Origin of the sequence: Streptomyces sp. NPDC006476, from assembly GCF_040612015.1 — a bacterium.
Taxonomy (GTDB): Bacteria; Actinomycetota; Actinomycetes; order Streptomycetales; family Streptomycetaceae; genus Streptomyces; species Streptomyces griseorubiginosus_B.
In genome coordinates this window covers 80,524-104,149 of the sequence record NZ_JBEXPK010000031.1, presented here as the reverse complement: position 1 = coordinate 104,149, position 23,626 = coordinate 80,524, and the positions used below count along the sequence as shown (strand labels likewise).

Sequence of the window (23,626 nt, the reverse complement as noted above, 5' to 3'; positions counted from 1 at the left end):
GCACCGCGGGCCGCGGGCCCTGCAGCGGAGCCCGGGGCGGTGGCGGCGCGAGCCCCGGGGCCTCCAGCGGAGCCCGGCGCAGTGGCGGCGCGGGCCGCTGACCCTCCGGCGGCGGTCGGGGCCGTGGCACCGCGAGCCGCGGGCCCTGCAGCGGAGCCCGGCGCAGTGGCGGCGCGAGCCCCGGGGCCTCCAGCGGAGCCCGGCGCAGTGGCGGCGCGAGCCCCGGGGCCTCCAGCGGAGCCCGGCGCAGTGGCGGCGCGAGCCGCGGACCCTGCAGCGGAGCCCGGCGCAGTGGCGGCGCGAGCCGCGGACCCTGCAGCGGAGCCCGGCGCAGTGGCACCGCGAGCCGCTGACCCTGCAGCGGAGCCCGGGGCGGTGGCGGCGCGGGCCGCGGGCCCTGCAGCGGAGGTCGGGGCGGTGGCGGCGCGGGACTGGGAGAGGTAGCTGTACGCGGAGGCGCGGGAGATGCCGAGCCGCTCGGCGACCTGTTCGACGGCGCGGCGCACCGCGAAGACGCCGTGGTCGTCGAGGGCGCGGAACAGGTCGAGGCGTTCGGCGCGGTCAAGGGCGGCCCAGGGACGGTTGCGGCCGATCCGGTGGGCGTCGAGAAGGGCGTCGACGACCGAGTCGATGTCGTTGCCGAAGGTGGTGACCGGTGCGTCGGCCGCGCCGGCGGCGACTCCGGACAGGGCGCCGAGCAGGGCGTGGGCCTCCTGGACGGCGGTGACGTCCACGTTGAGGCACAGGGCGCCGAAGACCGCGCCGGTGGAGTCGCGCAGCACCATCGTGGACGCCTTGACCAGCGTGCCGGAGCGGGTGCGGGTGACGTAGTTCAGCTCGTCCTCGGCCCGGTCGCCGCGGGCCAGGACGCGCAGGCCGATCTCGCTCATCGCGCCGCCCACGGCCCGCCCGGTCACCGAACCGGCGACGGCCACGACCGAGTTCTCCGGGTGGCGATAGTCGTGCAGGACCGCCTCGCACACCGGTCCGAAGGTCGCCGCGATCCCCTCGACTACCGGACGCAGCGCCGCGAGGATCGCGTCCCGCTCTGCGTCGAGGGCCCGCTCGCCCGTGTCGTCCGCGTCGTCGGTGCCATCCGTCACGGACCGTAGACTACAGGTCCAGCTCCTGGACGAACAGTCCAGCCCGAGGGGCTGTCATGGTTCGCGGCGTACGTCAGCGCGTCACGGGCGGCATGGCGGTCGCCGACCGTCTCCCACCACGGGTGTGAGTGCATCTCCTCGGCGAGGCGCCGGCACCGCTCCCGCGCGTCCGCCAGTCGCTCGCGCTGCTCGCCGGTGATCTCGGCGCGGCCCGCCACGATGTCCGCGCCGCTCGGCAGATGCGCGGCGATGTCCGCGGCGTGTTCCAGGGCCCGGGTGAAGGTGCGCCGGGCGGCGACCAGATCACCCGGTATGACGAACTCCCCCACGACGAACGGGCGGGAGAACTCGGACGGTCCCGGCTCGGTGTGCCACAGCGAGGCGTCGATGGGCCGCTCGTCGTCCAGCGCCCCGGTCAGCTCGGCCCGCACGCCCCCGGCGGCCCCCTCCGGGCGCCGCTCCGCGCCGGTCGCGGGCCGAGCAGTCGGCACGACCATGCCCGGGACGGGTTCGGGCCGGCCCTCGAGGAACTCCTCCTTGTCGTTCGGAGTGACCCACATGTGCCAGCCGCGTCGGCCCGCGGGACGGGGCAGGTACAGGGAGACGAGCTCACCGGTGGCGGTGCGCCGGATGACGTCCTCGTAGTAGAGACCCCGGACCGGTTCCCACAGCGCGTGCCGGCCGCCGCAGCGGCCCGCGCCCTGCTGGGGGCAGGGCACCGGGTTGCTCCAGTCGCAGCGGGACATGTGCAGCTGCTTGATCCCGCCGCGCACCGGGAGGGCGGCGCGGTCGGTGACGTCGCGCCAGCTCTGCACGTTCAGCCGGGCCCAGGGGGCGCGATCGATCGGTATCGCGTTCTCGTTGTTGACCAGCCACAGCGGGGTCAGACCCGCCCGGCGCGCCATCCGGGTGCGGTCGTCGACGGAACCGCCCGCTATCGCGGCGAGCTGGATTTCGTAGGCGAGCCGGTGGCTGTCGGCGCCCTCCACGGTGACGTCCACGCGGCCCTTTCCGTGCTCGCCCGCCGCCGGTCGCGTCACACGGAATCCCTCGCCCGACGCGACCTCGGCCGTGTATTCCTCCAGCGCCTTGTGGAGATCGCTTTCCGCCTTCGTCTCGGGGCGTTCCCCTTTTGCCACATGCATCGCGTGCGGACGGCCGTTGACCTTGCGGATGGTCATGAAGCCGGGGCAGATGAACCCCTCGTCCTCATGGGCTTCCAGGCAGTAGAGAAGATCCGGTTGGTAATTGCCGTAGATCTCGTCGAGCAGCCGGGGGTATTCGGGGTGCCCGAGATCGGCCTCGGTCAGATCGAGCGTGATACCGAGGCCCCTGTGCCAGACGCTGTAGGTCATATGGCGAGAGTAGGACGTACCACTGACAATGGGCCTCCGGAAAGATCACGGAGGCCGGGGAAAAGCGCGTTCGGTGTTTTCAGGAACCGACGGAATTGGCCTCCGGATCAAGGCCCGTCATGAGTTCCGCGAAAGCACCCGCCGCGGCTTGTGAGGTGAAGAGCCGGTCGAGGCGGGCACGGGCGAGGTGGCGCAGGAACGGCCCGGCGTCCGTGTCGTCGCCCGCGTCGTGGACCGTGCGGGTCAGCCAGTGGGAGAACTCCTGGTCGTTCCAGACGCGGCGCAGACAGCGGCGTGAGTAGGCGCGCAGGCCGGTGTCGTCGTGGTCGTGCAGGAAGTCCCGTACGGCGCGGGCGAGGACGTCGGCGTCGTAGAGGGCGAGGTTCATGCCCTTGCCGCCCATCGGGGAGACGATGTGCGCGGCGTCGCCGACCAGGAAGAGACGGCCGTACTGCATCGGGTCGTGGACGAGACTGCGCAGCCGGAAGATCTCCCGGTCGGTGATCGGGCCGGAGGGCAGCGCCGGGTCGCCGAGGCGGGTGCGCAGGGCGTCCCAGACTCGGGTGTCGGACCAGGCGTCGGGGTGGTCGTCGGGCGGGCACTGGAGGTAGTAGCGGCTGCTGCGCGGGCCGCGCGGGAAGTGCGCGGCGAAGCCCTGGGGGCTGACGGCCAGGAGGGGGTGGGCCGGGGGCGGTGCGTCGGCGAGGACGGTGAGCCAGCCGATGCCGTGGTCGAAGGCGTGGGTGGTGAGGGCGCCGGCGGGGACCGTGGCGCGGCTGATGCCGTGGTCACCGTCGCAGCCGGCGACGAAGGCGCAGGTCAGGGTGTGGAGCGTGCCGTCGGGGGCGCGGTAGCGGACGGTGGGGCGCTCGCCGGTCAGGTCGTGCAGGGAGACGTCGGCCGCCTCGAAGCGCAGGTCACCGCCGTCGGCGAGATAGTGGGCGGTGAGTTTCTGGACCAGGACCTGCTGGGGGCAGAGCTGGGCGGCCGGGCCGTCGGAGCCGTCGCCGTCGGACACGAAGTGACGCTCGCCGTCCACCCGGAACTCGAGGATGCCGTCGTACGGGACTCCGCCCAGGACGCGGTCGGCCAGCCCCCAGGAGTCGAACATCCGCACGGCCCGGGTCTCCACGATGCCGGCCCGCTGCCGCTGCGCGACGTAGTCGCGGCTGCGCCGTTCCAGAACCACGCAGTCGACGCCGCTGCGCCGCAACAGGTTGGCGACGGTCATGCCGGCGGGCCCCGCGCCGATCACCACCACGGTGGTCGACTCCGCCAACTCCCGCTCGTTTTCAGCCACTTGGCCACCTCCTGGGTCAGGGTAGCCGAGCGGGGCCGATCCCAGGAGGGCGCACGGCCGGGTGAGTACGGCCGCCGGGTTCCGTGATCGCGGTGTCAACCTGCGGACCCCGGACGGCGCACTCTCGCACCCCCGCGGCCTTTTGCCCTCTATCGTGGAAAATCACTCATATAACGGCTCGGGGCGAGGCAGGCAGTGCATGACGGAACCGCAGATCGACTACGCGGCGGTCTTCCGAGGTCTCCCGGGCATGGTGGCCCTGCTGACCCCCGACCTGGTGTACGCGGACGCCAACGAGGACTTCCAGCGCCTGTCCGGACGCACCCGCGAGCAGCTGGTGGGCCGCTACATCTTCGACGTCTTCCCGGAAAACCCGAACGACCCGGCGGCCGCCGGCATGCGCGACGTGAAGGCCTCGATGCTGCGCGCGGTCGCCACCGGCGAGCGCGACACGATGGCCCTGCAGCGCTACGACATCGAGGACCCGGAGCGGCCGGGGCACTGGCAGGAGCACTACTGGAGTCCGGTCAACGCGCCCATCCTCGGCCCGGACGGGAAAGTGGCCCTCATCGCGCACCGGGTGGAGGAGGTCACGGAGCTCCTCCGGGCCCGCGGGGGCACCGGCAGCAGCGACCGGCAGGCCCGTGTGCTGGAGGCGGAGCTCTACACGCGCGCGCGTGAGCTGCAGGAGGTCAACGAACGTCTGCGCCAGGCGCACGCCCGGGAGCGTGAGGTGGCGCTGGCGCTGCAGGCGGCGCTGCTGCCCGCCCCGCGGCCGATCGAGCAGCACCGGACGGCCGTGCGCTACCGGCCCGCCGTCGGCGCGCTGAACGTGTGCGGCGACTGGTACGACCTGGTCGACCTGCCCACCCAGGGCGACCGGATCGCGCTGGCCGTCGGTGACGTCGTCGGCCACGGGCTCGCGGCCGCGTGCGTCATGGGACAGCTGCGCAGCGCGCTGAGCTCGGCGTCCCGGGTCGTGGAGGGCCCGGCGCAGGCGCTGGACGCGCTGGGGCTGTACGCGCGCTACGTCGAGGGCGCCGAGTCGACGACGGCGGTGAATACCTTCGTCGACTGGGACAGCCACACCATCACCTACAGCAGCGCCGGTCACCCGCCGCCCGCCCTGGTGGACCGCGAAGGCACCGTGACCTTCCTGGACCAGGCCACCGACCCGCCGCTCGGCGCCCGCCCGGAGCATCTGCCCCGCCCGCAGGCCACCGTGTCCTTCACCGAGGGCGCCACCCTGGTCCTCTACACGGACGGGCTGATCGAGCGGCGTGACGAGGACATCGACGTCGGCCTGGCCCGCCTCGCCGACTCCCTCGCCCGCCACCGCAAGGCGGACCCGGAGCCCCTGGCCGACGCCCTGCTGGCGGACCTCCTCCGCGCGACCGGCAGCACCGACGACACCGCCCTGGTCGTCCTGCGGCTCTGAGTCGCCGCCACGGCCGGAATCGGGTTCAGTCCGCCCGGGGCTTGTCGCCCCCGCTCAGCCGACCGTAGACTACGAAAAAATGAATCTAGTTCAGTTCATGTCGTAGGTCGGACTCGGGAGGGCGCGGCGGTGGGTTCCCTGGACGGCAAGACCGCGCTGGTCACCGGCGCGGGGCAGGGCATCGGGCGGGCGATCGCCGTGGAGCTGGCCCGTGGGGGCGCGCCCGCCGTAGCCGTCGCCGACCGCGACGCGGAGACCGTCACCGAGACCGCGGCCCTGGTGCGCGCCGCCGGGGCCCGCGCGGAGCCGCTCGTCTGCGATCTGCGCGCCCGCGACGACATCGCCGGCATGGTCACGCGGGCCGCTGAGCGCTTCGACGGACTGGACGTCCTGGTCAACAACGCCGGGGTGATCGAGACCGCGTTCACGACCGAACCGGACCGCGGTGTCGACTCCCTCCCGGAGGAGGTCTGGGACGCGGTCTACGAGGTCAACCTCAAGGCGGTGTGGCTGACGACGAAGTTCGCCGCGCCGTATCTGCGTCGCTCCACGCGCGGGCCCGCCATCGTCAACACCGCCTCCGTCTCCGGCCTCACCGGCTTCGCCAACGCGCCCGCCTACGGGGTCACCAAGGCCGGCGTCATCCATCTGACCAAGGTCACCGCCGTCGACCTGGCGCCGGTGCGGTGCAACTGCTTCTGTCCCGGTGTCATCGAAACACGGCTCACCCGGGACTTCCTCGCCGCCGCCGCGGATCCCGAAGCCGCCGAACGCGAGGTGACCGCGCCCCAGTTGGTGGAGCGGCTCGGACGCCCGGAGGAGGTCGCCGCGCTGGCGTGCTTCCTCGCCTCCGACGACGCCGCGTTCATCACGGGGTCGTCGTACGTCATCGACGGCGGGGCCCTCGCCTGGCTCGGCGTACGGAACTGACCACCACCGACACGCCGAGACGCAAGGGGAATCCGATGCGCTCCAGGATGGCAGGAAAGACCGCGCTGGTGACCGGTGCCACAGGAGGCATCGGCGACGCCGTCGTGCGCCGGCTCGCGGCCGAGGGAGCGGCGGTCGTGGTGACCGACCTCGACGCCGACCGCTGCGAGAAGCTCGCGGAGGAGATAGGGGGCGGCGCCCTGGGACTGGCCCTGGACGTCTCGGACGAGGCGGCCTGGCAGGAGGCCGTCGCCGAGACGACCGCCCGGCGGGGCGAGTTGTCCGTGCTGGTGAACAACGCCGGCATCGCCGCCATGAACACCGTCGTGACCGAGACGATGGAGACCTGGGAGCAGGTCATCGGGGTGACCCAGACCGGTGTCTGGCTCGGCATGAAACACGCCGGGCCGTCCATCGAGCGGGCCGGCGGCGGTTCCATCGTCAACGTCGCGTCGATCTCGGCACGGTCGGCGGGTTCGGCGCCCAGTTCTCGTACCACGCGGCCAAGGGCGCCGTACGTCTGATGACGAAGAACGCCGCGCTGCACTGGGCGAAGCGGGGCGTCCGGGTGAACTCCCTGCATCCCGGGTTCATCGAGACACCGCGCTCGCGCGAACTGTGGCGCGACACGCCCCGGTTGACCGCGATGCTCGAGGGGACGCCGCTGGGCCGGCTCGGCACGCCCGAGGAGGTGGCGGCCGCCGTGGCCTTCCTCGCCTCGGACGAGTCGAGCTTCATGACCGGATCCGAGCTCTACGTCGACGGCGGCTGGACCGCCCGCTGAGCGGGACCCCTCAACCACCCACGGGTGTGTACCGGTTGACCTCGTCGGTCCGGGCGCGGTCGGCCCTTCCCCGGGCCACCAGCACGTCCAGGTGCGCCGCCGTCTCGTTGACGGCGAGCATCTGGTCGAAGGGTCCTAGCTTCGAGAAGGGGACCCTTCGGCGGGTCCATCCCAGCTCCCCCGCCACCTCGTACGCGGTCCGGGCACGGCCGTCGAGGGCGGCCAGCGTCTCGGCGAGACGGTCGTCGTGGTGGGCGAGGAGTTCCCCGACCCGGGTGTGCACGCTGTCGCCGACCGGTCCGTGCGCGGGCAGCAGCCGGGCGTCAGCGAGTGTGGTCATCAGCCGCAGTGAGTCGAGGTAGTCGCCCAACGGCAGCGCGGGGCCGCCGAGTTCGAATCCGATCGAGGGGGTGATGTGCGGCAGGACGTGGTCGCCGGAGAACAGCAGTCCGCGTGCCCGGTCGAGGTAGACGACATGGCCCTGGGTGTGGCCAGGTGTCGGAACGACCGTCAGGCGCACGTCGCCGAAGGGGAGTTCCTCCGCCTGGAGCCAGCGGTCGGGTGCCTCCCAGACGGTGGCGTCGAAGTCTCCGTCGTACATCGCGGCGACCCGCTCGGCGAGCTCGTGGGCGCCGGCCCGGCGCAGGGTCGCCAGCGAGCCGACCGGCTCGTCGGTGCGCAGCTCGCCCAGCAGTTCCAGGCCCCGCCGCTCGCCCGCGCCGAGGTAGACCCGGGAGCCCAGCAGCCTGCGCAGTTCGACGGCCTGGGTGTAGTGGTCGCGGTGGATGTGGGTCACCAGGACATGGCTGATCTCGCCGAGGTCGTGGCCGAGTTCGCCCAGCGCGTTCTCAAGTGCCGTGCGGGACTCGGGGATCGACCACCCTCCGTCGACCAGGACCAGCCCCTCCGTCAGCCCCTCCAGCGCGTAGACGTTGACGGCGCGCAGTCCGTCGTCCGGCAGCGGGAGCGGAATGCGGTGGACGCCGGGTCCCACGGTCTCGGGTCCGGCCTGCGCCCAACGGCCGCGGTCGAAACGGGGGGTGTGGGTCGTGGGGGTGGTCATGCATCTCCTCGGCGGTGCTGTTCGGAGTGGGGGGCGAGCCCCGCGTGCAGGTCGTGGACGAGCGCGCGGGCCCCGGAGCGGTCGAGTTTGCCGACGGTGGTCTGCGGCAGCTCGTGGACGGTGAAGAGGAACTCGGGCCACTTGGCCTTGGACAGGCCGGTGCGGGCGAGGTGCGCGGTGATCTCGTCGAGGCCGAGTCCGTCGTGTCCGTCCTCCACCACCACGAGCACGGCGGCGCGTTCGCCGAGGAGCGGGTCGGGTACGGGGGCCACGCAGGCGCGCGCCACCGCCGGGTGGGCGGCGACGGCGCGCTCGATCTCGGTGATGTCGAGGTTGCGTCCGCCGCGGATGATGACGTCCTTCTCCCGGCCCATGACCGTGACCGTGCCGTCCTCGGCGGTCATCAGCAGGTCGCCGGTGGGGAAGAAGCCGTCCGGGGTCAGGGCCGGCGGTTCGACCTTGCCGTCGCGGGCGTAGCCGAGGAAGAGGGACGGGCCGCGCACCTGGGCGCGACCGGTCGCGCCGGGCCCCAGGACGGTGCCGTCGGCGGCCACGGCCCGGAGGTCGGTGCCGGGGAAGGGCCGTCCGTCACGGCCGAGGCGGATCTCCTCGGGGTCGTCGGGCCGGGGCGAGGTGTGGCCGAGACACTCCGACATGCCGAAGACGCGCAGGATCGTCGTCCCCAGGGAGCGTTCGGCACGGGCGAGGGCCCCGCGGTCCATGGGGCCGCCGCCGACGGTGATCGAGCGGACCCCGTCGAGGACCTTGGAACCGGCGGCCGCCGAGCCCATCTGGAGGACCATGGTGGGCACGCACATCGTCCACCGGACGTCATGGGCGGTCATCCGCGCGAGCGCCTCCTCTCGGTCCCACCGCCCGGACAGCACGAGCGGCCCGCCCAGCATCAGCGCGAGGCAGACCCCGAAGCAGTACGCGGCGGTGGAGGAGAGCGGGACGACGGCGGCTACCGCGTCCCCCTCGCGCAGACCGTTGACCTCGGCGGTGCACGAGCACGCGTAGCGCAGGGCGCTCTCCGACTGGACGACACCCTTGGGGCGCCCGGTGGAGCCGGAGGTCAGACCGATGACGGCTGCGCCGGACCACCGGGAGACATCGCGCGGGCCTCGGCCGGCCAGGACGGTCCAGCCGTCGAGAGCCTCCGCCGCCGACGCGCCCGGCAGCGCTCCCGCGCCGCCCCAGTCCTCGATCGCGGACGGTTCGGCGATCAGGACGTCCGGCCGGATGTCCTCCAGGGCGGAGGCGAACTCGGCGCGGGTGGTGTGCCGGTTGACCAGGGCCAGGACCCCGCCGGTCAGTCCGACGGCGAGCGTCGCGGCGACCGTGCGCCACGAGTTGTCCGCCTGGAGCAGCACGGTGCCGCCCGGTGTGCCGGCCGGCGTCATCGCTTCGGCCAGCTCACTCGCCCGCCGCAGCAGATCGCGCGCGCCGTGACGTCCGTGATCGTCGACGACGGCCGTGAAGTCGGCCTCTTCGGACCGTTCCTGGAACTCCCGCACTGTCTGTCGCATCCGCTTCCTCGCCTCGTCGCGAAGGGCCCACCGCGCGTTGGAGGGTGGGCGGGGTCGGCCCGGGGACGCGTCCCGGGCGTGCTCAGCCGCCGTACATCTCCATCTCGCCGCCCATGACGGCGATCCGGCGTCCGCGCATGTCGCCGACCTGGGCGACGGCCGCCGCCCACTCGGGGCTCCGGAGTGCCGTGCGCAGGTCCTCGGGGGTGTCGAAACTCAGCACGGACACGCCGTCCCAGCCCTCCGAGCGCGGTTCGAGGGCGGCGTCGAGGTCGGTGTGCCGCCAGGACCTGAGACCGGGCAGCCGCCGGGTGAGTTCGGCGTGATCGCCGCGCCACCAGGCGATGAACCGCTCGTGGGTCCACTCGGGCGGCCGGGCCGCCAGCAGGACCAGGTTGTACATCGCGCCTCCTCAGGTGAACAGGACCGCGGGCGAGCGCCCGATCAGCAGCCGACGTACCCTTCCCTCGTCGTCCAGCCGGGCCGAGGCCACGAAGGTCGCCTCCGGTGCGCCCGACCTGCGCACCTCGCCGAGATAGAGCTCGTCCCGGCCGACGGCGGACGCGGTGAGCAGATGGTGGGTGCGCACGCCCACCTCGCGCTGGGCGAGGTAGCCCTCCATCTCGGCCCGTCCGCCGTGGAAGTCAGTGCCGGCGTCGCCCCCGGTGGAGAAGAGGATCGAGAAGGAGAAGTCCTCGCTGATCAGGTCCAGGATGCGGTCGGCGTCGTCGCTGTCGAGGATCCCGAACCAGGTCGTCAGGAACGGGGCGGCGGAGGTGGCCGGCGCGCTCACGGCCGGTCCACGAGGTCGAAGTCGGGCGTGAAGAAGGACTGGTAGCGCGCCATCAGCCCGGCGGGCGAGACCTGCGCGGCGGAGAGGAAGGCCCCGGTCGTCACGCCCTGGTCGACGACGAAGCCGTACGCCGTCTCGACGTCCCCGTCGACCGAGTACCGGACGATCTCGTGCCGGCGGTCCACCGCGTCGCGGCCGGCGAGGTAGCCGGTGAAGTCCTCGCGGGACGTGCCGGTGCGCTGACCGCCGGGGAGGGAGATGAGGAACCGGAAGCCCGGTTCCAGGAGTTCGAGGGCCTTTTCCGGGGTCGTGGCCGTCCATCCTGGCCATGTATTCGCGAAGCACCATTGCCGATCGCTCTCCCTCAGCTCCTGAAACAACCTGAGTTCAGTTCAGTTTGACTGTAAGCCAGCCGCCCCGCCGCCGACAAGGGGCGGGGCCGGGACCTATTCCGCGACCATCCGCACCACACAACCCTCGATCATCTCGCTGATCTCCGACAGGGGGATCGCCCCGCTCGGGCGGTACCAGCGCCAGACGCTGACGATCATGCCGAGGACGGCGAGGCCGAGGGTGTGCGCGTCACGGACCGGGTAGGCGCCCTTGGACATGCCGCGCATCAGCAGGTTCGTCCAGTCCCGCTCGACCATCTGCACCAGCTGGCGGGCGGCGACGCGTTCGGTCTCCTCGCGCTTGGACTTCCGCGGGGTGGCGAGCAGCGACATGTTCGCCTGCAGGATGCGCATCTGGCGGATCTCCTGCTCGGTGACGGCGAAGGCGGTGCGCACGGCGGCGCGCAGTTCCTCCACCGGTTCCGTCTCGTCCTTCGTGGCCTCGACGAACTGGTCATGGGAGCGCTGGAGTTCGAGGCGCATGATGGTGAGCAGGCAGTGGGCCTTGGACTCGAAGTAGTGGTAGAGGGCGGTCTGCCCGATGCCGACCCGGTCGGCCACCTCCGACCACTTGGTGTTCTCGTAGCCGTCCTCCCCGAACCGCTCCACGGCGGCCACGAGAATCGCGCCGCGTTTCGACCTGGGCCCCTCCTCCGGATCCACGATCCGCGCCCTCGCCATCGCCTCTCCCTCTCCTCCACGGACGATTCCGATCACCGCCCGGTCGTCCGAGAGTAGACCCAAGTTCAAGTCGGTCACGAATCGGGGATCTGGCGGGTATGCGCGCGCCGGGGGCGCGGGGAAGGGCGCTGGGGCACAGCGCCGGGGTCGGGTTTCTGGGCCGGGGGTGCGCGGTGGAGGGCACTGGGCAGTCGGGCCGGCTTTCGGGGGGCCGGGGTGCCGGTAGCAGGTGCTGCAGCTGCGGGCGGGTCGTTTCGAACGTCGGCTGAGGCGGACTTGGGCGTGGGCTGGGGCGGCGGCGACTCCACGAGCGGGTCGGGCGTACCGGGGCGAGCCCGCGTCGCGAAGCCGCCACCGGAGCGGGTCATGATGCCGCCGGGGAAGGCGGTGGCCTCGACCGCCGCCGGAGGGCCGCAGTCCGGGGGTTCGCCCGGGAGGACATGGCCTCCGCAGGCTGCCCCACGACATCACCACCGCAGGCGGCCCGACGACATCACCACCGCACACGGCCCACCCCGGTCGCCACCGCACACGGCCCCACGGCAGCACCACCGCACGCGGCCGCCCCGGTCGCCGCCGCACGCCGCCCCACGACATCACCACCGCACACGGCCCACCCCGGTCCCCACCGGACACGGCCCCACGACATCGCCACCGCACGCCGCCCCACGACCTCACCCCCAGACCCCGCCGACAACATGGCCATCGCACACGGCCCACCCCGGTCGCCGCCGCACGCGACCCGACAGTGTCCCCGCCGGCCACGGCCCGGCACCGGCTCCACGCCCCTCGCCGTGCCCCCTCAGATGACACGGTCCTCGGCCCCCGGGAAGTCCCGCCCCCGAGACTCGGCCCTGCCCCCATCGAGCCTCCGAAAGTCCGGTCGGCGGCCCGCGAGGAACGCTGTCACGCCCTCCCGGCCCTCCGCCGACGCCGCCGCGGCTGCGAGGTGGCGGGACTCCTCGTCGAGGTGTTCGGCGAGGTCGGCCGAGAGTGCCCGGGTGACCAGCCGTCGGGTCACGCCGTACGCCGACGTGGCTCCACGGGCCAGTGCCCTGGCCGTCCCCACGGCCTCCTCGGTCAGCCGCTCCGGGGCGACGACCCGGCCCACCAGCCCCAGCCGCAACGCTTCCTCGGACGTCACGCGCCGATTCGTCAGCAGCAGGTCCAGCGCCCGCCGGGGCCCGACCAGCCGGGGCAGGGCCCAGCTGACCCCGGCGTCCGGCGTGTACCCGATCGCGGTGTAGGCGGCCGTGAAACCCGCGTCGGTCGACGCGAGGCTGACGTCCGCCGCCGCGAGCAGACCCAGCCCCGCGCCCGCGACGGCCCCCTGCGCGGCGACCACCAGCGGAGCGTCCAGGCCGGCGAGAAGGCGCAACGCCCCGTGGAGCGCGTCGGTGACCTCGGTGAGATGGTCCGCCAGACGGCCGCCCGACAGCCCGGCGAACTCCTTCAGGTCACCGCCGACGCAGAAGGACCGCCCCCGCCCGGTGAGCAGCACCGCCCGGACCCGCGCCTTCTCGCACTCCCGCGCGGCGTCCAGCAGCGCCCGGGCCATCGCCAGGTCGATGGCGTTGCCCGCTTCCCGGCACATCTCGATCCGTGCCAGCCCGTCGTCGTCGACCTCGACCGTGACCCTCATCGCGCCGTCCACCCGCCGTCCACGGTGAGCACGTGCCCGGTGCAGTACGAGGACGCGTCCGAGGCCAGATAGAGCAGCGCCCCGTCCAACTCCCCCCGCTCACCGCCCCGTCCGAGCATCGTGCCGCGTTCGACCCAGCGCCGTGAGCGGTCGTCGGAGAACAGCTCGTCCGTCATCTCCGAGCGGAACCATCCGGGTGCGAGCGCGTTGACCCGCACCCCCGACCTCCCCCACTGTCCCGCCAGTTCCCGGGTCAGTCCGACGAGCCCGGCCTTGGACGCCGCGTAGGCCGCGCCTCCCAGCGGCGCACCGGAGACCAGTCCCAGGACGGAGGAGACATTGACGACCGAGCGGGTACGGCCGCCGTCCCGAACCGGCGCCTCGGCCAGGAGCCGCGCCAGGTGGAACGGAGCCACCAGGTTCACGTCCAGCACCCCCGCGAAGTCCTGCGCACTCTCGTCCTCCGCGCGTACGGCACCCGGCGCGCCCGCGTTGTTGACCAGGACGTCGATCCGGCCGGTGCCGTCGAGCGCGGTTCCCATCAGCCGGACGCGGTCCTCCGCGCGCGAGACGTCGCAGACGACGGGGTGGATGCGCGGGTCGTCGGCGGCGAGTTCCTTGAGCTTGTGCGGTCGCCGCGCAGCGGCGAACACGCTGGCGCCGGCCGACGCGAGCACCGTGGCGAACCGGGCCCCGAGTCCCGAGGAGGCGCCGGTGACCACGGCCGTGCGCCCCCGTAGCGAGAACAGATCGCCGGGCGTCACGCGTCCACCCCGATCGGCAGCACGGTGGCCCCGCCGTCCAGGACCAGGGTCTGTCCCGTCATCCAGGCCGAGGCCTCGGACGCCAGGAAGACGGCGGCGTGCGCCACGTCCTCCACCGTCCCGAGCCTGCGCAGCGGCAGCCTCGCGGTCAGGGTCGGCTCGCGCGGCTCCCACACGGCGCGGGCCAGCTCCGTCTTGATCAGTCCGGGCGCGATGGCGTTCACGCGCGCCATCGGCCCGAGTTCGTAGGCGAGTTGCCGGGTCATGTGGAGCATGGCGGCCTTGGTGGCGTTGTACCAGCCGATGTGCGGATCGACGATCAGCCCGCCGACGGAGGCGATGTTGACCACCGCTCCCCCGTGCTCGCTCATCCACGCCTGCCAGGCGTACCGGGTCCAGGCGAGCATGCCGTACTGGTTGACCCGTACGGTCTTCTCCGCGCGCGGCAGGTCGAGGCCGAGGAGGTCGCCCATGTAGGGGTTGGTGGCCGCGTTGTTGACCAGGACGTCGAGTCGGCCGAGGCGGGACATGGTCTGCTCGACGCAGGCCTCGGCGTCCTCGGGCTCGCCGACGTTGGCGACCACCTCGTGGACCTCGCCGTCCCCCTTAATCCGCAGCAGTTCCTCGCGTGCGGCGGCCAGCCCGTCCGCCTTGCGGGAGGCGATGACCACATGGGCGCCCGCCTCCCGGTACGCCTTGGCGATCCCGAGGCCGATGCCCCGGGAACCGCCGGTGACGACGGCGACCCGGCCGTCCAGTTGTCGTCCGTTCACGCCGGCTCCTCGGGGTACTTGGCCAGTTCACGCCGTGCCACCGTCCGCAGATGCACCTCGTCCGGTCCGTCCGCGATCCGCAGCGCCCGGGTGATGGCGTACAGCCGGGCCAGGACGGTGTCGTCGCTGACCCCCGCGGCCCCGTGCGCCTGGACCGCGCGGTCGACCACCCGGTGCGCGACCTCCAGCGCGGCCACCTTGATCGCAGCGACTTCCGTCCGGGCGGCCGCGTTGCCCGAGGTATCCATCAGCCAGGCCGACTTCAGGACCAGCAGCCGCAGCTGCTCGATCTCGATACGGCTACGGGCGATCCACTCCCGTACGACGCCCTGTTCGGCGAGCGTGCCGCCGAAGGCGGTGCGGGTCAGGGTCCGGCGGCACATCAACTCCAGTGCCCGCTCGGCGAATCCGACCGCCCGCATGGCGTAGTGCATCCGCCCCGGCCCCAACCGCCCCTGCGCCAGGGCGAAGCCCTCGCCCTCGCCGCCGAGGAGCGCCGAGACGGGCACGCGCACGTCCTCGAAGAGCACGTCTCCGTGGCCGCAGCGGTCGGTGTAGCCGAACATGGGGAGATCGCGCAGCACGGTGACGCCCGGGGTGTCGCGCGGGATGAGCAGCATGCTCTGCTGCCGGTACGTCGGCGCGTCCGGGTCGGTGACGCCCATGAGGATGATCAGCCGGCAGTCCGGATCGAGGATTCCGGACGTGTACCACTTGTGCCCGTTGACGACGTACTCGTCGCCATCCCGGGTGATCCGGGTGCGGATGTTGCGGGCGTCGGAGCTGGCCACCTCGGGCTCGGTCATGGCGAAGCACGACCGGATCTCGGCGGAGAGCAGCGGTCGCAGCCAGCGGTCCTGCTGCAGGGGTGTGCCGAAGAGGGCGAGCAGTTCCATGTTGCCGGTGTCGGGTGCGGAGCAGTTGAACACCTCGGGCCCGATCACCGAGCGTCCGGCGAGTTCGGCGAGCGGCGCGTACTCGAGGTTGGTGAGGCCCGCGCCCCAGTCTCCGTGCGCGAGGAAGAGGTTCCACAGCCCTTCGGCTCGGGCCTTCTCCTTCAACTCCCTCATGACGGGTGGCAGTTGATGTGGGTCGTCGGCCTCGGCGAGCTGCCGGTCGTGGACCGGCTCGGCGGGCAGGACGTACTCCTCCATGAACGCGGCCATGCGCGAACGGAGTTCGTCGGCCCTCGGGGAGAGTGCGAAATCCATGGTGGCGCTCCTTCAGGGCCGTCGGGCGAGGATGCCGTGGGCCGAGCGGATCATCGCCGCGATGGTCGGCGGCAGCCGCTCCTGGTCGGGGTCGAGGTGGGTGCCCTCACGGTGCCGGCGCAGGTTGTGGCCCATGATCGCGGCCATCTTGGTGCGGGCCAGGGCGCGGAACCAGTCGAAGGCGAGGGGTTCGGGGCGGCCGTCGAGGTAGGCGTCGAGCAGTTCCCGCTCGGTGGGCAGGCCGGGGACGGCGCGGCCCAGCAGGGGGAAGTTGCGGTGGTCGGCGAAGAGGAGGAACCAGGCGAGGTCGATGCGCGGATCGCCGAGTCCCCAGATCTCCCAGTCGACGACGGCGGCCGGCCGTTCGCCCCGGCACAGCACGTTGCCGAGGCGGAAGTCGCCGTGGGTGAGCACCGGGAAAACTCCGTCCGGGAGTTGGGAGCTCAGCGCCTCCAGCACGTCCTCGGCCCCGGACCGGAGTTCGGCCGGCACCGCGCGCATGGTGCGGCTCCACCTCTCCAACTCCCCCGCCGGGTCGAGAGGTTCAGTGGCCTGCGGCGGCTTGGTGTCATGGAGATCGCGCAGCACGTCGGCCAGGGCCAGCATCCGCGTCCGGCACAGTCGCGAATCGAGGCGGTGTTCGTCGAGGACCGGCTCGATCGCCTCGCCGTCCACGAACTCCATGGCGAACCAGGCCGGTTCGGTCTCGTCGACGGCGACGATCTCCGGCACGGGAACGGATGATCCGGAGAGGGCGCGCAGGATCCGGGCCTGGCGCAGCACGTCGTTGCGGCCGACGGGCCGCCGACCGGGTGGCACCGCCTTGATGACGTACGACACCGGGCCCGCGGCGATGCGGTAGGTGAGCCCGGAGTGGCCGCCCGGCAGGGTGCGCAGGTCACCGAGGGGCATGCCGGGGTGCCGTGGGGCCAGTCGGCCCCGGACCCGGCCGGCGAGGTCGCTCACCTCGGTCGTGGTGCTCAACGCCCGGCTGCCTTCGGCTCCTTGGGCAGTCCGAGGACGCGTTCGGCGAGGATGTTGCGCTGGATCTCGTCGCTGCCGCCGGCGATGCGGTAGCCGGGTGCTCCCAGCAGATGCTCGGTCCAGGCGAACGTGCCCCACTCCCCCGTGTCGGCGGCCAGCCGCGGCCCGAGGAGTTGCTGGACGAGGTCGGTGGTGGCGCGCATGGTCGCGGTGGCGTGGAGCTTGCCGACCGAGGCCTCGGCACCGGGTGCGCGGCCGGCCGCCAGCGCCGAGGTGACCCGCACGGCGATGAGCCGCTGGACCAGGGCGCGGACGAACAGGTCGGCCGCCTGCTGCCGTTCGCCGTCGTTCAGCGGTCGTGGCAGGTGCCGGGCGAGGTCGAGGGCGCGGTCGGCGTTGTCCAGACCCAGTCCGCCGGAGTCGAGGCGTTCGGCGGCGAGCACGGTGAGGGCGACCCGCCAGCCCTCTCCGACGGGTCCGAGCCGGTCGGTGTCGGGGACGAACACGTCGTCCAGATAGACCTCGTTGAAGCTGGAGCCGCCGGTCATCTGACGGATGGGCCGTACGGTCACGCCCGGCGCGTCCATCCGGACCAGGAAGACCGTGATGCCCGCGTGCTTGGGCCCGTCGGGGTCGGTCCGGCAGACGGCCACGCCCCAGGTGGCGACCCGGGCTCCGGAGGTCCAGATCTTGTGGCCGTTCAGCCTCCAGCCGTCCTCCTCCCGCACGGCGCGGGTGCGGACCGCGGCGAGGTCGGAGCCCGCCTCGGTCTCCGAGAAGAGCTGGCAGGCGAGTTCGTCGGTGCGCAGCAGGGGGCGCAGCAGGCGCCGTTTCTGCTCCTCGGTGCCCCAGATACGGAGGGCGGGGGCGACGAGTTGCTGGGTGACCGGGAAGATCTCGGTGCGCCGCGGTACGTCGAATGCCGACTCCTCGGCGCGGTACAACTGCTCGTAGTGTGCGGGGAGTTCGCGTCCCCCGTACTTAGCCGGCCAGGAGAGCGCGCCCCAGCCCTGGTCGTGGCGGATGCGCTCCCAGGCCCGTGTCCGCTCGGTGTGGGCGCGTTCCTCGTCCTCGGTCCAGTTCTCGAAGACGGCCACCGAGTCGTCGCCTCGGCCCCACTCCAGGTGGGTGGCGCGGGCCGGCGCCACGGTCCTCAGCCAGCTACGGGCCTGCGCCCGGAACTCGTCCGGGCCGGGTATGCCGTCCATGGTCCTCCTCTCAACGGGTCAGCACGGTGCAGGCGCTGACGCCGGGCGCCCCGTACACATGGGTGAAGCCGGTCCGCGGATCGCCGGGCACCTGTCGTTCGCCGGCCCGGCCGCGCAGCTGCTGCACGATCTCGTGGACCTGGCGCAGTCCGGAGGCGCCGATGGGCTCGCCGTTGGCGATGCATCCGCCGTCGGTGTTGACCGGCAGCGAGCCGCCGATCCCGGTCGCCCCGAACGGGATGAGGGACTCCTGCTCGCCGTGCTCGCAGAACCCGCACTCGGCCAGATGCATCACCTCGGCGCCGCTCTCGGTGTCCTGCAACTGGCACAGGTCGATGTCCCGCGGCCCCAGTCCGGCCTGCTCGAAGGCGCTGCGGGCGGCGTCCGCGCTGACGCTCGTCGGGGTTCCGGGGGGCGCCCACGGGCTGAACACCTCGAAGGATCCGAACCGGCGGGTGCGCGTGACCGCCGCACGCAGGGTGACGGCCCTCGCCTCGATCTCGCGGGCCACCGCCGGACTGCACAGGACCAGGGCGACCGCGCCCTGGCCGGGCGAGCAGAACATGTAGCGGGTCAGCGGGTCGTTGACCATCCCGGACGCCAGGATCTCGTCCGCGTCGAGCGGCTTGCGGCGCCAGGCGTGCGGGTTGAGCACGCCGTTCCCGTACGCCTTCTCGGCGACCAGTGCGAGGGTGCGGGCGCTGATGCCGTGGTCGTGCATGTACCGCTGGATCTTCATGGCGAAGAACTGGGTGGTCACCATCAGCCCGTCGCGGCCGTAGGCCTCGTCGAGCCCCCAGTCGGCGGGCCGTGGGTCGAAGGCGCCGCGGGGATGCTTGTCGAAGCCGACGGCGAGCGCCACGTCCGCCGCGCCGGAGCGGATGGCGTGGGCGGCGGAGACGAGCGCGCTGCCGCCGGTCGCGCAGCCGTTGCGCACATTGGTGAACGGCACTCCAGTCAGGCCGAGTTCGGCGACCAGCGTGTCGGCGTTGCCGGCGGCGTCGCTGCCGCCGTACGCGGCCCGCACCCGGGACCACGGCAGTCCGGCGTCGGCGAGGGCGGCCCGCACGGCCCGCACGGCCAGGTGCCGGCCGCTCGCCTCCGTACGGGCGAAGGAGGTGATCCCGGCACCGCAGACCAGCACGTCCTCGCCGCTCATACGGCGGCTCCCGTGGCCCTGGGCACCCCGTCGCCGGCTGTCAGCGTCACCGGCATACCGATCTCCGCGTCCTCGGGACGGATGTCGAGCCTGGTCAACACCCTTACTCCTTCCGGCAGTTCGACGTATCCGACGGTGAACGGTGCGAAGCCGGCGGCGGGTGGGACGTAGGGCGGGGACTTGGGCGCGTAGTGCTGCACGGTCCAGGTCCACAGGGTGCCGGTGGCGGAGAGCACGACCGGTTCGGCTGGTCCCCCGCAGCGCGGACACGCCGGGTCGGCGGGGTAGACGGCCACCGCGCAGTCGGCGCACCGGGAGCCGCGCAGCCGGCCCCCGGTCTCGGGCACTTCGCTCAGCGGCCCTTCCACTGCGGCTCCCGCTTCTCCAGGAACGCCGACACACCCTCCGCGGCGTCCTCGGAGTTGAGCATCACGCCGACGGCGAGGTGCTCCATGACCATCAGCGACTGGATGTCCGCGTCGAGGCTGCGGTCGATGGTCATCTTGGTGATCCACATGGTGAACGGGCTCTTGTCGACGAGCTGGTCGGCGAACTCCTCGACGGTGGCGTCGAGTTTGTCGGCGGGGGCCGAGGCGTTGATGAGGTCGAAGTCGGCCGCCTCGACGCCGGTGAGCAGCTTGCCGGTGAGCATGAGCTCCTTGGTCTTGCGGACGCCGATCATGCGCGGCACCCGGTAGATCGGGCCGGCGCCGCCGAACAGCGCGCGCCGGATGTGGAAGTCGCCGATCAGGGCGTCGTCCGCGGCGATCGCGAAGTCGCAGGAGATCATCAGCTCGAAGCCGCCCGCGGTGACGTGGCCCTCCAGGACGGCGATCGACGGCGTTTTCATCGAGTAGAGCCGGTCGCAGACCTTCGCCGACAGCACGGCGACGTCGATGGCGTTGGAGCGGCCGACGAAGTCGGCCTTGAGGCTGTCCAGGTCGAACCCGGAGCAGAAGGTGTTGCCGCGTCCGCGCAGGATCAGCACGCGCAGCTCCGGGTCCGCGTCGACCTCGGTGATGATCTCGTCCAGCCGCTCGAGAATCGGCACGGTCACGCAGTTCTTCTTGTGCGGGCGGTTCAGCCAGATCCGCGCCACATGCCCGTCCCGCTCGAACTGGATCTCGTCCTCGACTGCCATGAGTTCCTCCAAACTGAACTGAATTGAGTTCGATTCTGTGGGCAGTGGAAGCCCCTGTCAATGGACCGACCGCTGCCGGTCGGCCTGGGAAGTCAGCCGGTGCGGCCGGTGAGTCCCAGCAGCCCGGCCAGGCGCAGACGGTGGTCGTCGCCGGTGCCGAACAGCGCCTCGTCGGCCCGGGCCCGGCGCAGATAGAGGTGGGCCGGGTGCTCCCAGGTGAAGCCGATGCCGCCGTGCAACTGAACGTATTCCGCGGTGGCCAGACGGTAGGCCGCGGTGCACGCCACCGCGGCCGCGCTCGCCGCCACCGGCAGCTCCTCCGTCCGCCGCCCGGCCAGACAGGCGCTCGCGTACGCCGCCGCCGACCGCGCGCCCTCGACCTCGACGAGCAGGTCGGCCAGCCGGTGCTTGACCGCCTGGAACGACCCGATGGGGCGCCCGAACTGGGTCCTGCGCACCACATGCGCCAGTACGGCGTCCAGGGCGTGCGCGCTCCCGCCGACGTGCTCGGCGGCCAGCGCAGCCCGTGTCGCGTCCAGGACCCCGGCGGCCGTGTCCGGCGCCCGTCCGGGCACGCCGACCGGCTCGGCCGGTGCTCCCCGGAAGCGGACGAGCGCCTGCCGGCGGGTCGGGTCGAGGACGGGACGAGCCGTGCGCCCGCAGGTCGCGGGATCGGGTTCGCAGGCGAACAACCGCTCCCCGTCCGGCGTCCGGGCGGCGACCAGCAACAGATCGGCGCCCGCTCCGTCAGGCACGAAATCGGCCTCGCCGCGCAGCACCCAGCCGCCGGAGCCCTGTTCGGCCGTGACAGCGCCCGGATGCGGGAATCCGGCGACCGTGGCGGTGAGCGTGCCGTCGGCGATGCCCGGCAGCCAGCGCGCGCAGGCCTGTCGGTCACCGCTGTCCAGCAGGGCGTGCCCGGCGAGGACGACGGTGCTCAGCAGGGGCGCCGGGCACAGCACGCGCCCGGTCTCCTCCATCGCCACGGCGAGTTCGGCGAACGTGCCGCCGGCGCCGCCGTACTCCTCGGGGACGGCGAGCCCATGGACGCCGATCTCGCCCGCGAGCCGGTGCCACAGGACCTCGTCGTGGCCCCGCGGGCTGTCGGCCTGCTTGCGGACCTCCTCGGGTCCGCAGTTCTCCGCGAGGAAGTCCCGCAGGACGGAGCGCAGTTGGCGCTGCTCCTCGGTCTCCCGCAGCAGCGCGGGGTCGGCGTCGAGCCGGAACATGCGTACCTCCCTCGGCCGCGCCCGCCCCAGGGGGCGCGGGGGTGTGACATCGTGCGGCTGTGCGGGACGGGCACCGGCGTCCGCCAGGATCGGGCGGTCGCCCACGACGGTTCGGTGCTCACACCGTGAACCGCCCGCCGTTGGCGAGCAGCACCGCGCCGACGACATTCGCCGCCTCCTCACTCGCCAGGAACAGGGCGACATCGGCGATCTCCTCCGGTGTGGCGTACGGCCGTACCCGGCCGTCCGCGAAGCCCTGCCGCAGCGCCGCGGGCGTTCGCGCCGCCATGCCGGTCTCGGTCGGCCCGGGTGCCACCGTGTTGACGCGGACGCCGAAGGAGATCGCCTCCTTGGCGACGGACTGGCTCAGCGCGTGGGCCCCGGCCTTCGAGGCCGCGTAGTGCGGATAGCCAACCAGGGTGTCGAAGGCCGAGGAGGAGCCGACGGTGACGACGGCCCCGGACCGGTGCGGTGCCATGACCCGCACGGCCGCGCGCAGCACATGGAAGGTGCCGTCGAGGTTGACGCGCATGACGCGGCGCCAGGCCTCGTCGCCGAGCCGCGCCGTCACCTCCGGAGGCCGGTCCGCGCGCAGCGCCTCGGCGATCCACTCCTTGGCGGCGGGATCGTCGACGCCAGCCGCGTGCACGACGACGTCGAGCCGCCCGTGCCGCCGTACGGCCTCCTCGAAAGCCGCGTCGACCTGGGCCGGTTCGGCCACGTCGACGGTCAGGGGGTACGCCCACGGCAGCTCCTTGGCGACGGCCTGGGCCGCCTGGCCGTCGATGTCCGCCACGAGAACCTGGGCACCCTGTGCGGCGAGTCGCCGGGCAGCCGCCGCGCCGATGCCGGATCCCGCGCCGGTGACGAGTGCGACCCGCCCGCCGAAGCGCCCGGCGTGCTCACCCTCCACGTACGGTCACCACCCCACGGCCGACTACTGAACTGACTTCATTTTTGTTAATGTCCCGGGTATGTCAACAGGCAGGACGAGAGCGGTCCGGCTGACCCGCTGGGGCGGTCCACCGGAACTGACCGAGGTGCCCCGGCCGAGCCCGACGGGCGAAGAGGTCCTCATCGAGGTGGAGGCAGCGGGCGTGTGCCGTTCGGACCTCCATGTCATCGACGCGCCGCCGGGCGCCCTTCCGTACCGGCTCCCGTTCACCCTCGGGCACGAGACCGCGGGCCGCGTGGTCGAGCGCGGCCCGCTCGCCACGGGCCCGGCGATCGGCGAGCGCGTGGTCGTGTACGGCCCCTGGGGCTGCGGGAGTTGCGCGCGCTGCGCGGCGGGAGCCGACAACTACTGCGACCGGCGCCCGGCGCTGGACGCGGACCGCGTGGGGACCGGGGCGGGCCTCGGGCGGGACGGCGGGATGGCCGACCTGCTGCTCGTGCCGTCCGGGCGGCTGCTGGTGCCGGTGGGCGACCTGCCGGCCGTACAGGCGGCACCCCTGTCGGACGCCGGGCTCACGGCCTGTCACGCCGTAGCGGCGGTCCGGGGCGCGCTGGACGAGGACGCCTGCGTGGTCGTTATCGGCATCGGCGGCCTGGGGCACCTGGCCGTTCAGCTGCTGCGGGCCACGACGACCGCGCGGGTGCTGGCCGTCGACGTACGCGAGGAGGCGCTCGCCCTGGCCGAGGAGCGCGGCGCGCACTTCGCCACCCTCCTGCGGCCCGACACCGCGGCGGCCCTGCGGAACCGGACGGGCGGCGCGGGTGCGGCGGCCGTGCTCGACTTCGTCGGCGACCGCTCCAGCCTGGAGCTGGCGGTGGACGTGCTGCGACCGGGCGGGGAACTGGCCGTGGTGGGCAGCGGCGGCGGAGAACTGACGGTCCGCAAATCGGGCGCACTGCCTCCGGGGACGCGGATCTTGCTGCCGTTCTGGGGAACCCTGCCCGAACTGCGGACGGTGGTCTCTCTGGCCCGCGAGGGCGTCCTGCGGGTGGGGATCGAGCGGTTCCCGCTGTCGGAGGCGCCACGGGCTCTCGCGAGGCTTCGGTCCGGCGACGTACGGGGGCGCGCGGTCCTGGTTCCCGACTGACATGCCGATGGCCGACCCGTCCGGCCCGGCCTCCCATGCGGCCGGAACCCGTACCGTCCCACCTCGCGCCATCCACCCTCTCGACTCCAGAAGTGAGTTCAATTA

Annotated in this window: 22 protein-coding genes and 2 pseudogenes; 4 read left to right on the top strand and 20 right to left on the bottom strand. The window is 72.9% G+C overall.

All coding sequences use genetic code 11. The annotated features are described in order from the left end of the window. Positions 1–416 precede the first annotated feature (416 nt). From ABZZ74_RS31060 to ABZZ74_RS31050, 3 genes and pseudogenes are all read right to left on the bottom strand, one after another. Positions 417–1,103, bottom strand: a pseudogene (locus tag ABZZ74_RS31060) (PAS domain-containing protein); the annotation flags it as partial. Then, positions 1,100–2,458: a hypothetical protein gene (locus ABZZ74_RS31055; protein WP_356770538.1), complete on the bottom strand. Its 1,359-nt coding sequence runs from the start codon at positions 2,456–2,458 to the stop codon at positions 1,100–1,102. The gene ABZZ74_RS31055 and the pseudogene ABZZ74_RS31060, both read right to left, overlap by 4 nt. A 79-nt stretch (positions 2,459–2,537) precedes the next feature. Then, complete coding sequence (locus tag ABZZ74_RS31050) at positions 2,538–3,758, bottom strand: 4-hydroxybenzoate 3-monooxygenase (protein ID WP_356770536.1); 1,221 nt, start codon at positions 3,756–3,758, stop codon at positions 2,538–2,540. 199 nt (positions 3,759–3,957) lie between these two features. Between ABZZ74_RS31050 and ABZZ74_RS31045 the strand changes: the two genes are divergently transcribed. The 3 genes and pseudogenes from ABZZ74_RS31045 to ABZZ74_RS31035 all read left to right on the top strand — a co-directional run bounded on the left by ABZZ74_RS31045 (position 3,958) and on the right by ABZZ74_RS31035 (position 6,910). Further along, positions 3,958–5,196 (top strand): SpoIIE family protein phosphatase, encoded by a 1,239-nt coding sequence (locus ABZZ74_RS31045; RefSeq protein ID WP_356770534.1) that lies wholly within the window; start codon positions 3,958–3,960, stop codon positions 5,194–5,196. A 129-nt stretch (positions 5,197–5,325) separates the two neighbouring features. Next, complete coding sequence (locus ABZZ74_RS31040) at positions 5,326–6,126, top strand: SDR family NAD(P)-dependent oxidoreductase (protein ID WP_356770532.1); 801 nt, start codon at positions 5,326–5,328, stop codon at positions 6,124–6,126. Positions 6,127–6,161: 35 nt separating this feature from the next. Beyond that, a pseudogene (locus tag ABZZ74_RS31035) lies at positions 6,162–6,910 on the top strand (SDR family NAD(P)-dependent oxidoreductase). A gap of 10 nt (positions 6,911–6,920) precedes the next feature. On the opposite strand, the gene ABZZ74_RS31030 reads toward ABZZ74_RS31035, so the two are convergent. The 17 genes from ABZZ74_RS31030 to ABZZ74_RS30950 all read right to left on the bottom strand — a co-directional run bounded on the left by ABZZ74_RS31030 (position 6,921) and on the right by ABZZ74_RS30950 (position 22,392). Then, a complete protein-coding gene (locus ABZZ74_RS31030; protein ID WP_356770530.1) occupies positions 6,921–7,973 on the bottom strand; it encodes an MBL fold metallo-hydrolase in 1,053 nt (350 codons plus the stop codon). Continuing rightward, complete coding sequence (locus ABZZ74_RS31025; RefSeq protein ID WP_356770528.1) at positions 7,970–9,502, bottom strand: class I adenylate-forming enzyme family protein; 1,533 nt, start codon at positions 9,500–9,502, stop codon at positions 7,970–7,972. The genes ABZZ74_RS31030 and ABZZ74_RS31025 overlap by 4 nt, the downstream gene beginning before the upstream one ends. A gap of 82 nt (positions 9,503–9,584) precedes the next feature. After that, the gene (locus tag ABZZ74_RS31020) at positions 9,585–9,905 is read right to left on the bottom strand and encodes an EthD family reductase (protein ID WP_356770526.1); all 321 of its coding nucleotides are present in this window, start codon (positions 9,903–9,905) and stop codon (positions 9,585–9,587) included. 9 nt (positions 9,906–9,914) lie between these two features. Next, positions 9,915–10,295, bottom strand: a complete 381-nt coding sequence (locus ABZZ74_RS31015) for a hypothetical protein (protein ID WP_356770524.1) — start codon at positions 10,293–10,295, stop codon at positions 9,915–9,917. Beyond that, entirely contained in the window at positions 10,292–10,675 is a 384-nt protein-coding gene (locus ABZZ74_RS31010) for a nuclear transport factor 2 family protein (protein ID WP_356770522.1), read from the bottom strand. The genes ABZZ74_RS31015 and ABZZ74_RS31010 overlap by 4 nt, the downstream gene beginning before the upstream one ends. Before the next feature lie 66 nt (positions 10,676–10,741). Further along, on the bottom strand, positions 10,742–11,368 hold the full coding sequence (locus ABZZ74_RS31005) for a TetR/AcrR family transcriptional regulator (protein ID WP_208785009.1): 627 nt from the start codon (positions 11,366–11,368) through the stop codon (positions 10,742–10,744). Between the two features lie 802 nt (positions 11,369–12,170). Further along, the gene (locus ABZZ74_RS31000; RefSeq protein ID WP_356770520.1) at positions 12,171–13,010 is read right to left on the bottom strand and encodes an enoyl-CoA hydratase-related protein; all 840 of its coding nucleotides are present in this window, start codon (positions 13,008–13,010) and stop codon (positions 12,171–12,173) included. Next, positions 13,007–13,774 carry an SDR family oxidoreductase gene (locus ABZZ74_RS30995; RefSeq protein ID WP_356770518.1) on the bottom strand — a complete coding sequence of 256 codons (768 nt, stop codon included), beginning with the start codon at positions 13,772–13,774 and terminating at the stop codon, positions 13,007–13,009. Before ABZZ74_RS30995 ends, ABZZ74_RS31000 begins: the two co-directional genes overlap by 4 nt. After that, positions 13,771–14,547, bottom strand: coding sequence for an SDR family oxidoreductase (locus ABZZ74_RS30990; RefSeq protein WP_356770516.1), 777 nt, complete (start codon positions 14,545–14,547; stop codon positions 13,771–13,773). Before ABZZ74_RS30990 ends, ABZZ74_RS30995 begins: the two co-directional genes overlap by 4 nt. Next, positions 14,544–15,758, bottom strand: coding sequence for an acyl-CoA dehydrogenase family protein (locus ABZZ74_RS30985; protein ID WP_356770514.1), 1,215 nt, complete (start codon positions 15,756–15,758; stop codon positions 14,544–14,546). The genes ABZZ74_RS30990 and ABZZ74_RS30985 overlap by 4 nt, the downstream gene beginning before the upstream one ends. 12 nt (positions 15,759–15,770) lie before the next feature. Continuing rightward, positions 15,771–16,742, bottom strand: a complete 972-nt coding sequence (locus ABZZ74_RS30980; RefSeq protein ID WP_356770513.1) for a phosphotransferase family protein — start codon at positions 16,740–16,742, stop codon at positions 15,771–15,773. Beyond that, complete coding sequence (locus ABZZ74_RS30975; RefSeq protein WP_356770511.1) at positions 16,739–17,950, bottom strand: acyl-CoA dehydrogenase family protein; 1,212 nt, start codon at positions 17,948–17,950, stop codon at positions 16,739–16,741. The genes ABZZ74_RS30980 and ABZZ74_RS30975 overlap by 4 nt, the downstream gene beginning before the upstream one ends. A gap of 10 nt (positions 17,951–17,960) precedes the next feature. Continuing rightward, positions 17,961–19,109: a thiolase family protein gene (locus tag ABZZ74_RS30970; protein ID WP_356770509.1), complete on the bottom strand. Its 1,149-nt coding sequence runs from the start codon at positions 19,107–19,109 to the stop codon at positions 17,961–17,963. Further along, positions 19,106–19,456, bottom strand: coding sequence for an OB-fold domain-containing protein (locus ABZZ74_RS30965; RefSeq protein WP_356770507.1), 351 nt, complete (start codon positions 19,454–19,456; stop codon positions 19,106–19,108). The genes ABZZ74_RS30970 and ABZZ74_RS30965 overlap by 4 nt, the downstream gene beginning before the upstream one ends. A 5-nt stretch (positions 19,457–19,461) precedes the next feature. Further along, positions 19,462–20,250, bottom strand: a complete 789-nt coding sequence (locus ABZZ74_RS30960; protein ID WP_356770505.1) for an enoyl-CoA hydratase/isomerase family protein — start codon at positions 20,248–20,250, stop codon at positions 19,462–19,464. 92 nt (positions 20,251–20,342) lie between these two features. Further along, a complete protein-coding gene (locus tag ABZZ74_RS30955; RefSeq protein ID WP_356770503.1) occupies positions 20,343–21,479 on the bottom strand; it encodes an acyl-CoA dehydrogenase family protein in 1,137 nt (378 codons plus the stop codon). A 118-nt stretch (positions 21,480–21,597) separates the two neighbouring features. Then, complete coding sequence (locus ABZZ74_RS30950; RefSeq protein ID WP_356770501.1) at positions 21,598–22,392, bottom strand: SDR family oxidoreductase; 795 nt, start codon at positions 22,390–22,392, stop codon at positions 21,598–21,600. Between the two features lie 61 nt (positions 22,393–22,453). Between ABZZ74_RS30950 and ABZZ74_RS30945 the strand changes: the two genes are divergently transcribed. Beyond that, positions 22,454–23,521, top strand: a complete 1,068-nt coding sequence (locus ABZZ74_RS30945; protein ID WP_356770499.1) for an NAD(P)-dependent alcohol dehydrogenase — start codon at positions 22,454–22,456, stop codon at positions 23,519–23,521. Positions 23,522–23,626: the final 105 nt, after the last annotated feature.

Excerpts from the sequence above, each read along its gene's own strand:
- ABZZ74_RS31030 (WP_356770530.1), bottom strand. The coding sequence starts at position 7,973 with ATGACCACCCCCACGACCCACACCCCCCGTTTCGACCGCGGCCGTTGG.
- ABZZ74_RS31020 (WP_356770526.1), bottom strand. The coding sequence starts at position 9,905 with ATGTACAACCTGGTCCTGCTGGCGGCCCGGCCGCCCGAGTGGACCCAC.
- ABZZ74_RS30955 (WP_356770503.1), bottom strand. The coding sequence starts at position 21,479 with ATGTTCCGGCTCGACGCCGACCCCGCGCTGCTGCGGGAGACCGAGGAG.
- ABZZ74_RS30975 (WP_356770511.1), bottom strand. The coding sequence starts at position 17,950 with ATGGACGGCATACCCGGCCCGGACGAGTTCCGGGCGCAGGCCCGTAGC.
- ABZZ74_RS30945 (WP_356770499.1), top strand. The coding sequence starts at position 22,454 with ATGTCAACAGGCAGGACGAGAGCGGTCCGGCTGACCCGCTGGGGCGGT.
- ABZZ74_RS31055 (WP_356770538.1), bottom strand. The coding sequence starts at position 2,458 with ATGACCTACAGCGTCTGGCACAGGGGCCTCGGTATCACGCTCGATCTG.
- ABZZ74_RS31000 (WP_356770520.1), bottom strand. The coding sequence starts at position 13,010 with ATGAGGGTCACGGTCGAGGTCGACGACGACGGGCTGGCACGGATCGAG.
- ABZZ74_RS31045 (WP_356770534.1), top strand. The coding sequence starts at position 3,958 with ATGACGGAACCGCAGATCGACTACGCGGCGGTCTTCCGAGGTCTCCCG.
- ABZZ74_RS30985 (WP_356770514.1), bottom strand. The coding sequence starts at position 15,758 with ATGGATTTCGCACTCTCCCCGAGGGCCGACGAACTCCGTTCGCGCATG.
- ABZZ74_RS30960 (WP_356770505.1), bottom strand. The coding sequence starts at position 20,250 with ATGGCAGTCGAGGACGAGATCCAGTTCGAGCGGGACGGGCATGTGGCG.
- ABZZ74_RS31005 (WP_208785009.1), bottom strand. The coding sequence starts at position 11,368 with ATGGCGAGGGCGCGGATCGTGGATCCGGAGGAGGGGCCCAGGTCGAAA.
- ABZZ74_RS31025 (WP_356770528.1), bottom strand. The coding sequence starts at position 9,502 with ATGCGACAGACAGTGCGGGAGTTCCAGGAACGGTCCGAAGAGGCCGAC.
- ABZZ74_RS30970 (WP_356770509.1), bottom strand. The coding sequence starts at position 19,109 with ATGAGCGGCGAGGACGTGCTGGTCTGCGGTGCCGGGATCACCTCCTTC.